The 13,521-nt window shown below is 69.8% G+C and carries 10 protein-coding genes; 3 read left to right on the top strand and 7 right to left on the bottom strand.

The features are described 5' to 3' along the window. The first annotated feature begins 33 nt into the window (after positions 1-33). Positions 34-2,328 carry a sensor domain-containing diguanylate cyclase gene (locus tag AC3WOH_RS21220; protein WP_492231305.1) on the top strand — a complete coding sequence of 765 codons (2,295 nt, stop codon included), beginning with the start codon at positions 34-36 and terminating at the stop codon, positions 2,326-2,328. A gap of 7 nt (positions 2,329-2,335) precedes the next feature. Here AC3WOH_RS21220 and AC3WOH_RS21215 read toward each other — a convergent pair whose 3' ends face one another. The 3 genes from AC3WOH_RS21215 to AC3WOH_RS21205 all read right to left on the bottom strand — a co-directional run bounded on the left by AC3WOH_RS21215 (position 2,336) and on the right by AC3WOH_RS21205 (position 4,351). Beyond that, entirely contained in the window at positions 2,336-3,010 is a 675-nt protein-coding gene (locus AC3WOH_RS21215) for a GNAT family N-acetyltransferase (RefSeq protein ID WP_492231304.1), read from the bottom strand. Then, on the bottom strand, positions 3,007-3,531 hold the full coding sequence (locus tag AC3WOH_RS21210; protein ID WP_492231303.1) for a MarR family winged helix-turn-helix transcriptional regulator: 525 nt from the start codon (positions 3,529-3,531) through the stop codon (positions 3,007-3,009). Before AC3WOH_RS21210 ends, AC3WOH_RS21215 begins: the two co-directional genes overlap by 4 nt. Positions 3,532-3,610: 79 nt before the next feature. After that, positions 3,611-4,351, bottom strand: coding sequence for a LuxR family transcriptional regulator (locus tag AC3WOH_RS21205; RefSeq protein WP_492231302.1), 741 nt, complete (start codon positions 4,349-4,351; stop codon positions 3,611-3,613). 152 nt (positions 4,352-4,503) lie between these two features. Here AC3WOH_RS21205 and AC3WOH_RS21200 point away from each other — a divergent pair, with 152 nt between their 5' ends. Together AC3WOH_RS21200 and AC3WOH_RS21195 are read left to right on the top strand one after the other, a co-directional pair. After that, complete coding sequence (locus AC3WOH_RS21200) at positions 4,504-5,634, top strand: sensor histidine kinase (RefSeq protein WP_492231301.1); 1,131 nt, start codon at positions 4,504-4,506, stop codon at positions 5,632-5,634. Beyond that, positions 5,631-6,416 (top strand): LytR/AlgR family response regulator transcription factor, encoded by a 786-nt coding sequence (locus AC3WOH_RS21195; RefSeq protein ID WP_492231300.1) that lies wholly within the window; start codon positions 5,631-5,633, stop codon positions 6,414-6,416. The genes AC3WOH_RS21200 and AC3WOH_RS21195 overlap by 4 nt, the downstream gene beginning before the upstream one ends. On the opposite strand, the gene AC3WOH_RS21190 is transcribed toward AC3WOH_RS21195, so the two are convergent. The 4 genes from AC3WOH_RS21190 to AC3WOH_RS21175 all read right to left on the bottom strand — a co-directional run bounded on the left by AC3WOH_RS21190 (position 6,321) and on the right by AC3WOH_RS21175 (position 13,498). Further along, on the bottom strand, positions 6,321-7,091 hold the full coding sequence (locus AC3WOH_RS21190; RefSeq protein ID WP_492231299.1) for a hypothetical protein: 771 nt from the start codon (positions 7,089-7,091) through the stop codon (positions 6,321-6,323). The genes AC3WOH_RS21195 and AC3WOH_RS21190 overlap by 96 nt on opposite strands. A 74-nt stretch (positions 7,092-7,165) precedes the next feature. Next, positions 7,166-8,602 carry an NAD-dependent succinate-semialdehyde dehydrogenase gene (locus tag AC3WOH_RS21185; protein WP_492231298.1) on the bottom strand — a complete coding sequence of 479 codons (1,437 nt, stop codon included), beginning with the start codon at positions 8,600-8,602 and terminating at the stop codon, positions 7,166-7,168. Positions 8,603-8,756: 154 nt separating this feature from the next. Then, entirely contained in the window at positions 8,757-10,241 is a 1,485-nt protein-coding gene (locus AC3WOH_RS21180) for an efflux transporter outer membrane subunit (protein WP_492231297.1), read from the bottom strand. A 23-nt stretch (positions 10,242-10,264) separates the two neighbouring features. Then, on the bottom strand, positions 10,265-13,498 hold the full coding sequence (locus tag AC3WOH_RS21175) for an efflux RND transporter permease subunit (RefSeq protein WP_492231296.1): 3,234 nt from the start codon (positions 13,496-13,498) through the stop codon (positions 10,265-10,267). Positions 13,499-13,521: the final 23 nt, after the last annotated feature.

Raw genomic sequence — 13,521 nt, 5'->3', positions numbered from 1 at the left:
CAGCGCCCCGCAGGGGCCGAACCCCGGCCCCCCATGCAGGGTAGCTACGACCCGGTCCTGGTCCTGCTCTCGGTCGCCACCGCGGTGGTGGCCTCGTTCGTGGCGCTGGACATGGCCTCGCGGGTGGCCGCGGCCGTCGGCAGCGCGCGCCGCGCGCTGCTGTGGCTGGGCTGCGGCGCCCTGGCCATGGGCACCGGCATCTGGTCCATGCACTTCGTCGGCATGCTGGCCTTCTCGCTGCCGGTGCCGCTGGCCTATGAGGCCGGCACCACGCTGGCTTCCTGGCTGGTCGCCGTGCTGTCCTCGGCCCTGGCCCTGTACACGGTCAGCCGGCCGCACCTGGGCGGGCAGCGCCTGCTGGGGGCGGGCGCCCTCATGGGCCTGGGCATTGCCGCCATGCACTACCTGGGCATGGAGGCGATGCAGATGCGACCGCGCATCGCCTACGACCCTTGGTTGTTCGCCCTCTCCATCCTGTTCGCCATCGGCGCCTCGACGGCCGCGCTGCTGATCTGCTTTCGCCTGCGCCACGAGACCGTGCTCACGGGCTTTCGCAAAAAGACGGCCAGCGCCCTGGTCATGGGCAGCGCCATTGCCGGCATGCACTACACCGGCATGGCGGCCGCCATTTTCGCCCCCGGCAGCATCTGCGGGGCCTTGCCCACGGGCATTGGCGGCAGCTGGCTGGGCTTTTCCATCAGCGGGCTGGCCGCGCTGTTCCTGGTCACGACGCTGCTGATTTCGGTGTACGGGGCCATGCCGCCAACCATCCGCTCGCGCCTGGTGTTCCTGGTCGTGGCGGCCAGCCTGCCCGTGTCCCTGATGGCCGTGGTGGTCATGGTCTACGACTACCAGCGGCTGCGCGAGCAACAGGCCCGGGCGCTGGTGGTCACGGCGCGCGCCATCATCGCCACCGTCGACAGGGACCTCGCCGGCATCGAATCGGGCCTGCGCGTGCTGTCCACGTCGCGGCTGCTGCTGGCCGGCAACCTGCCCGCCTTCCAGTTGCAGGCCGAGGATGCACTGGGCCACCTGCATGTGGCGGCCCTCGCGCTGGAGGACCAGCATGGCAGCGTGCTGATGGACACCCGGCTGCCGCCGGGCACCCCGGCCACGCCCCCCTCCCAAAGTCCACGCCCGGCCACAGCGCTCTCGAAAGCGGCCTTCCTGCAGGCCCGTTTCGAGAAGGAGACCACCGTCACCATCGCGGTGCCCGTGGCGCCCAGAGCGGCCGGCAAGCTTCCTGGTGCGGAGCAGCTGCTCCGGGCCAGCCTGTGGCCGGAGCGGTTGACCCAGTTGCTGAGCAACCAGCACCTGGCCCCGGACTGGATCGTCTCCATCTACGATGCGGAAGGCACCATCGTCGCGCGCAGCCACGAGATGCGGCGCTTCGTCGGGGCCAAGGGCGCCCCGCGGATACTGCAGCGGCTGGCCCAGGTGGACGAGGATTCGGTGGACGCCGTGACGCTGGAGGGCATTCCCGTGCTCTCGGCCTTCAGCCGCTCGCCGACCACGGGCTGGGCGGTCTCCATCGGCATCCCCAGCAGCAGCCTCAGCATCCCGCTGCTGCGCACCGTCGCCTGGCTGCTGGCGGGCCTGGTGCTGATGCTGGCCGCCAGCCTGCTCCTGGCCTGGCGCATCGGCGGCTCCATCGCCAACGCCGTGCAGGCCCTGACCGAGCCGGCACTGGCCCTGGGCTCAGGCGCGCCCGTCCTGGTGCCGCCGCTCGGTCTGACGGAGGCCGACAAGGTCGGCCATGCCCTGAGCCAGGCGGCGCAGCTGCTGGACACGGCCAAGCACGAGGCCCACCACGACATGCTGACCGGCCTGGCCAACCGCGCGCTGTTCCGCCAGATCGTGCAGCAGCAGCTCGCACAGGCCCACCGCAACGGCGGTGATGTCTCCATCCTGTTCGTCGACCTTGATGGTTTCAAGGGTGTCAACGACACCCATGGCCACGCAGTCGGCGATGTGCTGCTGCAGCAGGTGGCCCAGCGGCTGGTGCAAGGGGTGCGCGGCGGCGATCTGGTCGCGCGCCTGGGGGGCGACGAATTCGCCGTGGCCCTGGTCCAGCCGGGCCTGCGCGGCACGGCCAAGGTGGCCGGCAAGCTGGTGGAAAGCCTGTCCTCGCCGTTCCTGATCGGGGGTCTGACGCTGCAGATTTCTGCCAGCATCGGCGGTGCCAGCTACGGCCCGCACACCACCACCGGCCTGGCCAGCTGCGAGGCCCTGCTGCAGGAAGCCGACAATGCCATGTACCGGGCCAAGGAAGCCGGGAAGCGGCGCTTTGTCATGGCCGATTCCGTGCGCTCCCCGAAGCTGGCGTGAACCGGTTCTAGCGTCCGAGCACGGCCACCTGGATTTCCGTGCGCGTCTCGAAGCCCAGACCCTCGTAGAGCGTGATCGCCGCGCGGTTGCTGACCCAGGCATGCAAAAAGGCCTGCTCGCCGCGCTGCTGGATGGCATGCGCCACCACGGCCGACAGCCGGCGCGCGAGACCCCGGCCGCGGAAGTCGGGATGGGTGCAGACCCCGCTGACCTCCGTGGCGCCCGCGAAACGCATGCGCTCGCCGGCCATCGCGGCCAGGCGCCCATCGATCCGCACGCCGACAAAGCGGCCCATGCTGTGCGTGCGCGGCAAAAAGGGGCCGGGCTCGGTCAATTGCGCCAGGGCCAGCATCTCGGGCGCATCGGCCTCGCCGAGCACCACCACGGCCTCGGGGCCGTCCACGGGCACGACGGCCCGCATCGCCAGCATCTGCACCCCCTGGGCGCTGCGCACGAGCTGCAGGCCCTGCGGCACCTGGACCGGTGCCACCTGCGCCAGGTAGACCGACTCCCCCGCGCCCACCAGGGCGGCCAGCGCCGCCAGACTGGCGGCGCCATCGTCGCGCGCAGACGCGAACAGGTTCACATCGCGCCGGTAGCGCCGGGCCAGGTCGCCGCCTTCGGCGAGTTGCGGTGCGTGCAGCAGCGAAGCCCACACGGGGCGGTCAAGGAGGGTGTTCATCGGGGTGCCTTGTGGGTCGAGGGTCGTGCGGGTTGGGCCGCGAAGGTGGCTGCAGCACGCTGCAGCAGCGAGGTGTGTGCGAGGCCCGCTTCCAGGGCGGCGAGTTGGTCGAGCAGCGGCCCCTGCAGCGGCGCGCAGATCTGCGCGACGGAGGCCTCGATCACGGGCCAGACCTCGCGCCGGGCCCGCTCGACCAGGGCCAGCCCGGCCTCGCTGAGCTGCACCTTGCGGATGCGCCGGTCCTGCGCCAGCGCGTGCGATTCCACCAGGCCGCTGGCTTGCAGCCCGTGCAGCGAGCGCGTGACCACGGGCTGGCTGACGCCGACCGCAGTGCTCAGTTCGCCCACGCCCAGCGGGCCATGCCGGTCGAGTGCCGCGAGCAGCGGAAAGTGGGCCGCGGGCAGGTCGATGCCATGCTGCGCCATGAGGGCCTGGGTCTGCGCCTGCAGCGACTCCCCGATGCGCCGAAAGCGCGTGCCGAGGGTGAGGAAGCCGAGTTCCTTGACGGTGTCCTGGACCATGATTCTCCTTTGATATATATCATGCTATGTATTTAGCTCGACAAAGTCAAGCCGCCTGCAAGGGCAGGCGGGCGGAGGATCAGAAGGGACTGGGCTGGATGAGGCCGAGCAGCAAGGCGCGCGCAATGGCGTGCTGGCGGCTGAACACCCCGAGCTTCTGCGCGATGGCCTGGAGGTGGAAATTGGCCGTGCGCTCGGAGATGTGCAGCAGGCACGAAATCTCCCAGGAGGTCTTGCCATCGGCGGCCCAGCGCAGGCACTGCTGCTCGCGCGGGCTCAGGGTCGGTCGCGTGAGCGGCATGGGCGCAAGGCGCCGCATGGCCTCGTGCACATGGCTGGCCAGCAGGTGCGCATGCGCCTGCACCTGGGCCATGTCGGCCCGGGCCCCGGCGCCCACGCGCGACACCGTGCCGCTCAGTATCCCGACTTCGCCATGGGGCGTGTGCAGGGGCACGCTCAGCCCGGTGCGCAGCCCGTGCTCGGCCGCCTCGCCCATGACCCGCGCGGCGCCGGGGCCCATGCCCTCCCCAGGCAACTGGTGCCACAGCACGGGCAGAATGCTGCGGCTGCAGTAGCGCAGAACGGGGTCGTGCACGTGCAGGGCCTGGGCCATGTAGTGGCCCGTCCAGCCCGGGGGGTAACCATCCACCAGCAGCACGCTCGACTGCGCAAAGTGCTCGGGCACCCGCAAGGCGTAGATGAAGTGCTCGAACCCGAGCGCCTGCGCCAGCCGCTGCACCCCTGCATGCAGGCGGGGCAGGTCGGGGCTGTGCAGCAGTTGCTCCAGCGATTCACGAAAAGGCGCAAGCGTCAGATCCATGGCAATGGCAGGTGGGGCCGGGACGGACCAGAATCCATCGCCTGCAACAGGTTGTTGGCGGCCCCATTCCCGCAAGAAGGAGGACCGGGGAGAATTCTTGGCGAGGTTCCCCTGCCCGGAAATTCCAACGACTTCCCTTGCCCGACGAAGCCATGCCCATTTCGACGAACGGATCGAAACCGTCGACGAACGACACCACGGCCGCCCAGAGCGATGCCGCCGCTTTGGCGCGCGGCCCGTGGGCGGGCCTGCCCGGCACCACCGCCAAGCTGGCCGCAGTGTTCTGGAGCGCCGTGCTGCTGAGCGACAGCATCCTGTGGGGGATTGCCGGGGTCGACCCGCTCGCATCCTTCCCGGGCAAGCTGGTGCTCAACAGCTTCGGCGCCCTGCTCACCGTGGGCATGTCGGCACTGCTGTTCTGGATGCGGCAGCGCGGCATCCTGTTCAAGGCAGCCATGGCCTTCGTGCTGTCCATGGCCTGTGCGCCGCTGTACAGCCTGCTGGACTTCCAGGTCTACAGCTTCCATGTGGCACCCGAGGTGCCCGCCTTCGAATGGCGCAACTTCGGCTTCACCATGGTGTCGAGCATGGCGATGTTCTTCGGCTGGTCGTGCCTGTATGTGTCCATGGTCTACGCCTTCGAGGTGCGCGACCGCGAACGCAGCCTGGCCGCCGCCCGCGAGGAGGCCCTGCTCGCCCAGATGCGCGCGCTGCGCTACCAGGCCAACCCGCACTTCCTGTTCAACACCCTCAACTCCATTGCCGGCCTGGTCGAGGAAGGCGCCACCGCACGCGCCAGCCGCATGCTGCTGTCGCTGTCGATGTTCCTGCGCACCACGCTGACCATCGATCCCCTGCAGGACGTCACGCTGGCGGACGAGCTGGTGCTGCAGCAGGACTACCTGGAGATCGAGCAGGAGCGCTTCTCCGACCGCATGGGCTTCCAGGTGGAGGCCTGCGACGAAGTGCGGCAGGCGCTCGTGCCCAGCCTGATCCTGCAGCCGCTGATCGAGAATGCCGTGAAGCACGGCGTGGGCCAGTCGGCGGCCCACACGCGCATCAGTATTCGCGCGCTACGCCAGCACGACGTTCTGCGGCTTGTCGTCGAGAACGACCTGGCGGCCGCGCGCTCGCCGGCCGGCCCGGTGGTTGGCCTGGGCATCGGCCTGCGCAATGTGGCCGACCGCCTGCGCATGCGCTTTGGCGATGCCGGGCGTTTCAGCGCCAGCACCGTGGACGGCCGCTTTCGCGCCGAGATCGAACTGCCCTGGAGAACCGGATGAGCGCCATCATGAATGTGCTGGTCGTGGACGACGAGCCCCTGGCGCGGCGCAGGGCCGTCCGGCAACTGCAGCGCCTGCAGTGGGTTGGCGCGGTCGAGGAGGCAGGCACGGTGCAGCAGGCCCTTGCCAGGCTGGCCGATTTCGACGCGCAGATCGTCCTGCTGGACATCCAGATGCCCGGGGGCAGCGGCTTCGACCTGGTGGCCCGCCTGCCCGCACCGGCGCCGGCCATCGTCTTCGTGACCGCCTTCGACGACCAGGCCTGCCGCGCCTTCGATGCGAACGCGGTGGACTACGTGACCAAGCCCATCGACCCGGTGCGCCTGCACCTGGCCCTGGAGCGGGCGCGCCAGGCCGTGCTGTCGCACAGCCGCCAGGAGCGGATCACCGAACTGGAGGAAGTCGTCGCCAGCCTGCGCAGCGCCGCCGCACACCGCAGCGCAGGCAGCAGAGACCTGTGGGTGAAAGCGGGCCCCAACTACCTGCGCATCCCGTGCAGCAGCATCACCCACATCCAGGCCGAACGCGACTACGCGCGCATCCATGCCGATGGCCGCGACTACCTGCACAACGAGAGCCTGTCGGAGCTGGAGCGCAGCCTGCCGGCAGGGGAGTTCCTGCGCATCCACCGCAGCACGCTGGTGCGCCTGGGCGCCATCTCGCATGTGGCGGTCGGCCGCTACGCCTCACTGAGCGTCGTGTTCCCCGGGGGCATGATCACCAAGGTCGGACGGACCTATGCGGCCGATGTCCGGGCCCGGCTGGCACCGCCCGCCCCCTGAAGGGAGGGCCGCCATCACCTGCGCCAACCAGTTGGGCGCAGGGCCGGTGGTGGCAGCGCTGCGGGCAAACAGGCGCGTGAAGTGCCGAAACTCCGTCAGATCACCGGGGGGCAGCGTCTGCGCGACGGCCGCAAAGCGCTCCAGCAGACCGGTGGCCTCGGGGTAGATGTCCGCCACCTGTTCGATGTAGGCAATGGCAAACACCAGATTGGACAGCACGGGCCCCTCGGGCTTGCGCTCCAGCTTGCGGATCAAGGGCGCAGTCCAGGCCTGCACGGCCGGCCAGGCGCGCGGGTCGGCCACGGCCGCCAGGGCCCAGAGCACATAGCTCTTGGATGTTCCCTTGCGCACCAGGCATTCGGTGAGCCAGTCCGTCGCGTCGGCTCCGCAGAGACGGGCCACGGCCAGGACCGAGGTGGCCTTGACGTCCTGGATCGAGAAGTCGGCCAGCGCCTTGAGGACCGGCACGGCCTCGGTGGCCTGGAGGTCCGCCAGGGCGTGGCATGCCAGTGGCATCGCCGACCGGGGCTTGTGGTCACGCAGTACGCCCAACAGGCCCTGGACGTCGTAGGCAACCCCCAGCCGGCGGAAATAAGCCTGGTCTTGCAGCATGTCGCCCTCGCCGCGCACCAGGGCTGCGGCACAGGGGTGCAGTACGGGTACGGGTGTCGGCATGCCCCAGCTCACACAGGATGGAAGAAGGCAGGCCCCTGGCATCCAGGGACCTGCCGGCAAGGATCAGGTCGCCTTCAGGCGTTCATGATCGAGACCAGGCGCGTGTTCAGGTGCGCCTCGACGGCTTCGGAGCCGCCTTCGGAGCCATAGCCCGAGTCCTTCAGGCCGCCGAAGGGCAGTTCGGCCGCGGGGGCGGCTGCCTGGTTGATCCACAGCATGCCCACTTCCAGGCGCTGCGACAGCAGGTGCGCGTTCTTGAGCGAGCGCGTGAAGGCATAGCCGGCCAGGCCGAAGGGCAGGCGGTTGGCTTCGGCGATCGCGTCCTCGATCTTCTCGAAGCCGCGCACGGCAGCCACGGGGCCGAAGGGCTCCTCGTTGAAGATGCGGGCCGACAGCGGCACGTCGTTGAGCACCGTGGGCTGGAAGAAGTTGCCTTCGCTGCCGATGCGCTCGCCACCGGCGGCCAGTTGGGCGCCCTGCTGCACGGCGTCGGCCAGCAGGTCGGCCATGGCGGTCACGCGGCGCGGGTTGGCCAGCGGGCCCATCTGCGTGCCCTGCACCAGGCCGTCGCCGACCTTCAGGCCCTGGGCATGGCCCGTGAGCGCGGCCACGAACTCGGCGCGGATGCTCTCGTGCACCAGGAAGCGCGTGGGCGAGATGCAGACCTGGCCTGCGTTGCGGAACTTGGCACCGCCAGCGGCCTTGATGGCCAGGGCCACGTCGGCATCCTCGGCCACGATCACGGGGGCGTGGCCGCCGAGCTCCATGGTCACGCGCTTCATGTGTTTGCCGGCCAGGGCGGCCAGTTGCTTGCCCACGGGGGTGGAGCCGGTGAAGGTGACCTTGCGGATCACGGGGTGCGGGATCAGGTAGTTGGAGATTTCGGCCGGGTCGCCGTAGACCAGGCCCACCGTGCCTGCGGGCACGCCGGCATCGGCGAAAGCGCGGATCAGTTCGGCCGGGCTGGCCGGGGTCTCTTCAGGTGCCTTGACCAGGATGGAGCAGCCGGCCGACAGCGCGGCCGCGAGCTTGCGCACCACCTGGTTGATCGGGAAGTTCCAGGGCGTGAAGGCCGCCACGGGGCCCACGGGGTCCTTGATGACCAGCTGCTGGGCCTTGAGGTTGCGCGAAGGCACGATGCGGCCGTAGACGCGCATGGCTTCGTCGGCGAACCATTCGATGATTTCGGCCGAGGCCATGGTCTCGACCTTGGCTTCGGCCAGGGGCTTGCCCTGCTCCTGCACCATGATGGCGGCGATCGCTTCGGCGCGCTCGCGCATCAGCGCGGCAGCGCGGCGCATGGTCTTGGCACGGTCCGCGGCCGGGATGTCGCGCCAGGCCTCGAAGCCCTTCTGGGCGGCTTCGAGCGCACGGTCCAGGTCGGCCTTGCCGGCATGGGCCACGCGGCCGATTTCCTTGCCCGTGGCGGGGTTGTGCACGGCAATGGTCTTGCCGTCGGCGGCGTCCTGCCACTGGCCGGCGATGAAGAGGCGGGTATCGGGATAACTCATGCGGATGCTCCTGATTAGCAAGGGGTGTGAAGGGGACGGCCACAAAACCAACCCTTCGGTCGGGTGGCGACACCCGGCACTATAGGCCCCTTGCCGCAGGCCGGGGCGGACGCCCCGGAAAGCCCCTGTCAAGATCCCCAGGGACAGCCGCTGCTCAGCGGCCGGGCGCCTGCGCCAGGGCCGCACCCTTGGCGTCGCCCCAGCCACCGCCCAGCGCGCGGATCAGGCCCACGGTGGCGGTGTACTGCGCGGTGCGCACCTGCAGCGCCTGGCGGCGGTTGCGCAGCTCGCTGCGGCGCGCGTCCAGCAGTTCGAGCTGGCTCACCAGGCCGTTGCGGTAGCGCGAGTCCGACAGCTGCGTGGCGCGTGCGGCCGACTGCACGGCGCGGCCCTGGGCCTCGGCCTGGCCGGCCAGGAGGCGCAGCGCGCTCAGCTGGTCCTCGACCTCGCGGAAGGCGGTGAGCACCTGGCCACGGTGGGCCGCCATGGCGGCTTCCAGCCGCGCGCGGGCGCCCTCTTCCTGGGCCTTGCGCTGGCCACCGTCGAAGATCGGCAGCGACAGCAGCGCGCCAATGCCCCAGGAGCGAGCCGACCACTTGAACAGGTCGCCGAGCTCGGGCGAGGCCTGTCCGGCATTGCCCGTGAGCGTGATGGCCGGGAACCAGGCCGCCTCGGCCACGCCCACGCGCACCTGGGCCGCCAGCACCGACGCCTGGGCCGCCGACACGTCGGGCCGGCGCGCCAGCACCGTGCCGGGCACGCCGGCCGGGATCACGGGCAGCGCCGCGTCGCCGGTGGCCGGTGCCACGGCAAAGCCGGTGGCCACGTCGCCCACGAGCACGGCCAGGGCGTTGGACAGCAGCGCCTGCTGGCGCTCGAGCGCCAGGGCTTCGGACTCGGTGGCCGCGACCTCGGTCTGCACGCGCGCCACATCGAGCTCGGCCACGTCGCCGGCCTGGAAGCGCCGCTGCGTCAGGCGCAGCGTGTCGCGGTAGGCGGCCAGGCTCTCCTTCACCAGCACCTGCTCGGCCTGCACCGAGCGCAGTTGCAGGTAGGTCTGGGCCACGTCGGCCTGCACCAAGAGGCGCGTGCTCTGCAGCAGCGCATCGCGGGCCTGGGCATCCAGGCGCGCCGCGTCGCTGGCCTTGGACAGGCGGCCGAACAGATCGAGCTCATAGGAAATGTTGAGCCCCACCGTGGTCAGCGTGGACGCATCGGTGCTGCCCGTGGTGCCGGCACCGGCCTGGCGTGTGGCGCCGGCCGAGGCCCCCACCTGCGGGGCGCGCGCGGCATCGGCCGAGCGCAGCAGCGAGCGCGCCTCGGCCAGGCGGGCCGCGGCCTCCTGCACGGTGGTGTTGCCGCTGGCGGCACGCTCCACCAGGCCGCTGAGCACCGGGTCCTGGAAGCCCAGCCACCATTCGCCGCGCGGCTGTGCCTCGGCAGGGGCGGCGGTGGTCCAGGCGGGCGCGCCATCGGCCACGCTGAAGCTGGCGGGCACGGCCACGCCGGCATGCGCGGGCTGGGGCGCAACGGGCGTGCCCATGCAGCCGGCCAGCACCAGGGCCGCAGCCAGCGGCGCCAGGCGGGCCGCACGCCGCACGCTCAGGGAAGGTTCAGAAAACATCGTATGGACATTCATGGCAAAGACTCCTTTGCGCTCATTCATTCGTCATGGCCGCGCGGTGCAGCCAGGATGGGGTGGGCCACGGCGCCGGGGCCGGTGGCATCGGTCAGCGGTGCCGTGTGGCTGCCGTGGTTGGCCAGCGGGCGGTTGCCCGCCATGCGGCGCAGCACCACATAGAACACCGGCGTGAGGAACAGGCCGAAGGCCGTGACCCCGATCATCCCGGCGAACACCGCCACGCCCATGGCACTGCGCATCTCGGCGCCGGCACCGGTGGACAGCACCAGGGGCAGCACACCCATCACGAAGGCCAGCGAGGTCATCAGGATGGGGCGCAGGCGCAGCCGGCTGGCCTCGATGGCGGCCTGCACGGGCGTGCGCCCGGCAAACTCCAGCTCACGGGCAAATTCCACGATCAGGATGGCATTCTTCGCCGACAGCCCCACCAGCACGATGAGCCCGATCTGCGTGAAGACGTTGTTGTCGCCCTTGCTGAGCCACACGCCCGTCATCGCGGCCAACAGGCCCATGGGCACGATCAGGATGATGGCGATCGGCAACGTGAGGCTTTCGTACTGCGCGGCCAGCACCAGGAACACCAGCAGGATGGCGATGGGGAACACCAGCACGGCGGAGTTGCCGGCCAGGATTTCCTGGTAGGTCAGCTCGGTCCACTCGAAGCTGATGCCCTTGGGCAGCGTTTCGGCGGCGATGCGCTCGATGGCGTCCTGCGCCTGGCCCGACGAGAAGCCGGGGCCGGGCTGGCCGTTCACGTCGGCCGCGAGGAAGCCGTTGTAGCGCATGGCACGCTCGGGGCCGAAGCTGGGTTCGAGCTTCATCAGCGCCGACAGCGGCACCATCTCGCCCGAGGTGGAACGCACCTTGAGCAGGCCCACATCGTCGCTGCGGGCGCGGAAGGCCGCGTCCGCCTGCACCCGCACGCTGTAGGTGCGGCCGAACTGGTTGAAGTCGTTGGCGTACAGGCTGCCCAGGTAGATCTGCAGCGTCTCGAAGATGTCCGTCACGGGCACACCGAGCTGGCGCGCCTTGGTGCGGTCGATGTTCGCATACAGCTGCGGCACGTTGACCTGCCAGCTCGTGAACAGGCCGGCCAGTTCGGGCGTCTGGTAGGCCTTGGTCATGAAGGCCTTCACGGCGCCGTCCATGGCTTCGTAGCCCAGTGATGCGCGGTCCTCGATCTGCAGCTTGAAGCCACCCGTGGTGCCCAGGCCCGCCACCGGTGGCGGTGGGAACATGGCGATGAAGGCCTCCTGGATCTCACCGAAGGACTGGTTCAGCTGCATGGCCACGGCGCCGCCGCTCTGGTCGGCGCGCGTGCGCTCGGCAAAGGGCTTGAGCGTGGCGAACACGATGCCCGAGTTGGAGCTGTTGGTGAAGCCGTTGATCGACAGGCCCGGGAAGGCGATGGCGTCTTCCACGTTCGGGTTCTTCTTCATGATGTCGCCCATGCGGCGGATCACGTCCTCGGTGCGGTCCAGCGTGGCGCCGTCGGGCAGTTGCGCAAAGCCGATCAGGTACTGCTTGTCCTGGCCGGGCACGAAGCCGCTGGGCACGGCCTTGAACAGGCCGAAGGTCAGGCCCACCAGGGCCAGGTAGATCGCCAGCATCACCGCCTTGCGGCCGATGACGCGCTTGACGCCGCCGCTGTAGGCCTCGGAGCCGCGGTGGAACACCCGGTTGAAGCCGCGGAACACACCGCCCAGCACTTTGTCCATGCCGCGCGTGAGTGCATCCTTGGGCTCGTGGTGGCCCTTGAGCAGCAGCGCGCTGAGCGCAGGCGACAGGGTCAGCGAGTTGATGGCCGAGATCACCGTGGAGATGGCGATGGTGACCGCGAACTGGCGGTAGAACTGGCCCGTGAGCCCGCTGATGAAGGCCAGCGGCACGAACACCGCCACCAGCACCAGGGCGATGGCGATGATGGGGCCGGAGACTTCGCGCATGGCGCGGTAGGTGGCCTCGCGCGGGGTCAGGCCCGCTTCGATGTTGCGCTCCACGTTCTCCACCACCACGATGGCGTCGTCCACCACGATACCGATGGCCAGCACCAGGCCGAACAGGCTCAGGGCGTTGATCGAGAAGCCCAAGAGGTGCAGCACGGCGAAGGTACCCACCACCGACACTGGCACGGCCAGCAGCGGGATGATGGAGGCGCGCCAGGTCTGCAGGAACAGGATCACCACGATCACCACCAGGGCGATGGCTTCGAGCAGGGTGTGGATCACCGACTTGATCGAGGCGCGCACGAACTGCGTGGGGTCGTAGGCGATGCGGTACTCCACGCCCTCGGGCATGTTCTTCTGCAGCTCGTCCATGGTCTTGCGCACATTGGCCGAGATGTCGAGCGCGTTGGAGCCCGGTGCCTGGAACACGCCCATGCCCACGGCCGGGTCGTTGTTGAGCAGCGAGCGCAGCGAGTAGTCGGCCGCGCCCAGCTCCAGGCGGGCGATGTCGCGCAGGCGCGTCACCGCACCGTCGGTGCCGGTCTTGACGATGATGTCGCCGAAGTCGTCCTCGGTCTGCAGGCGGCCCTGGGCGTTGATGGACAGCTGCAGGTCCACGCCGGGCAGGCCGGGCGATGCGCCCACCACGCCGGCCGCGGCCTGCACGTTCTGGCCGCGGATGGCGGCCACCACGTCGCTGGCCGAGAGGCCGCGCTGCGCCACCTTCTGCGGGTCGAGCCAGACGCGCATGGAATAGTCACCACCGCCGAAGATCTGCACCTGGCCCACGCCCTGGATGCGCGCGAGGCGGTCCTTGACGTTGAGCACGGCGTAGTTGCGCAGGTAGTCGATGTCGTAGCGGCCATTGGGCGAGACCATGTGCACGACCATGGTCAGGTCGGGCGCGCTCTTGACCGTGGTGACGCCCAGGCGGCGCACTTCCTCGGGCAGGCGCGGCTCGGCCTGCGAGACGCGGTTTTGCACCAGTTGCTGGGCCTTGTCGGGGTCGGTGCCCAGGGCGAAGGTCACGGTCAGTGTCATCACGCCGTCGGTCGTGGCCTGGCTGCCCATGTAGAGCATGCCTTCCACGCCGTTGATGGATTCCTCCAGCGGCGTGGCCACGGTCTCTGCGATGACCTTGGGGTTGGCGCCCGGGTACTGGGCGCGCACCACCACCGAGGGCGGGGCCACCTCGGGGTATTCGGAGATCGGCAGGCTGCGCAGCGCGATCAGCCCCCCGAGGAAGATGAGCACCGACAGCACCCCGGCGAAGATGGGGCGGTCGATGAAGAAGCGGGATAGATTCATGGCTGGTTGTCTTTCAGCGGGCG

The sequence above is a fragment of the Acidovorax sp. FW305-C-20-28 genome (assembly GCF_058783375.1).
The sequence above is the reverse complement of the archived record's forward strand: the minus strand, read 5'-3'. Positions and strand labels throughout refer to the sequence as shown.

What these genes read in the sequence shown, in the direction of transcription:
- AC3WOH_RS21220 (WP_492231305.1), top strand. Translation starts at nt 34, where the DNA reads ATGCAGGGTAGCTACGACCCGGTCCTGGTCCTGCTCTCGGTCGCCACC.
- AC3WOH_RS21215 (WP_492231304.1), bottom strand. Translation starts at nt 3,010, where the DNA reads ATGAACACCCTCCTTGACCGCCCCGTGTGGGCTTCGCTGCTGCACGCA.
- AC3WOH_RS21210 (WP_492231303.1), bottom strand. Translation starts at nt 3,531, where the DNA reads ATGGTCCAGGACACCGTCAAGGAACTCGGCTTCCTCACCCTCGGCACG.
- AC3WOH_RS21205 (WP_492231302.1), bottom strand. Translation starts at nt 4,351, where the DNA reads ATGGATCTGACGCTTGCGCCTTTTCGTGAATCGCTGGAGCAACTGCTG.
- AC3WOH_RS21200 (WP_492231301.1), top strand. Translation starts at nt 4,504, where the DNA reads ATGCCCATTTCGACGAACGGATCGAAACCGTCGACGAACGACACCACG.
- AC3WOH_RS21195 (WP_492231300.1), top strand. Translation starts at nt 5,631, where the DNA reads ATGAGCGCCATCATGAATGTGCTGGTCGTGGACGACGAGCCCCTGGCG.
- AC3WOH_RS21190 (WP_492231299.1), bottom strand. Translation starts at nt 7,091, where the DNA reads ATGCCGACACCCGTACCCGTACTGCACCCCTGTGCCGCAGCCCTGGTG.
- AC3WOH_RS21185 (WP_492231298.1), bottom strand. Translation starts at nt 8,602, where the DNA reads ATGAGTTATCCCGATACCCGCCTCTTCATCGCCGGCCAGTGGCAGGAC.
- AC3WOH_RS21180 (WP_492231297.1), bottom strand. Translation starts at nt 10,241, where the DNA reads ATGAATGTCCATACGATGTTTTCTGAACCTTCCCTGAGCGTGCGGCGT.
- AC3WOH_RS21175 (WP_492231296.1), bottom strand. Translation starts at nt 13,498, where the DNA reads ATGAATCTATCCCGCTTCTTCATCGACCGCCCCATCTTCGCCGGGGTG.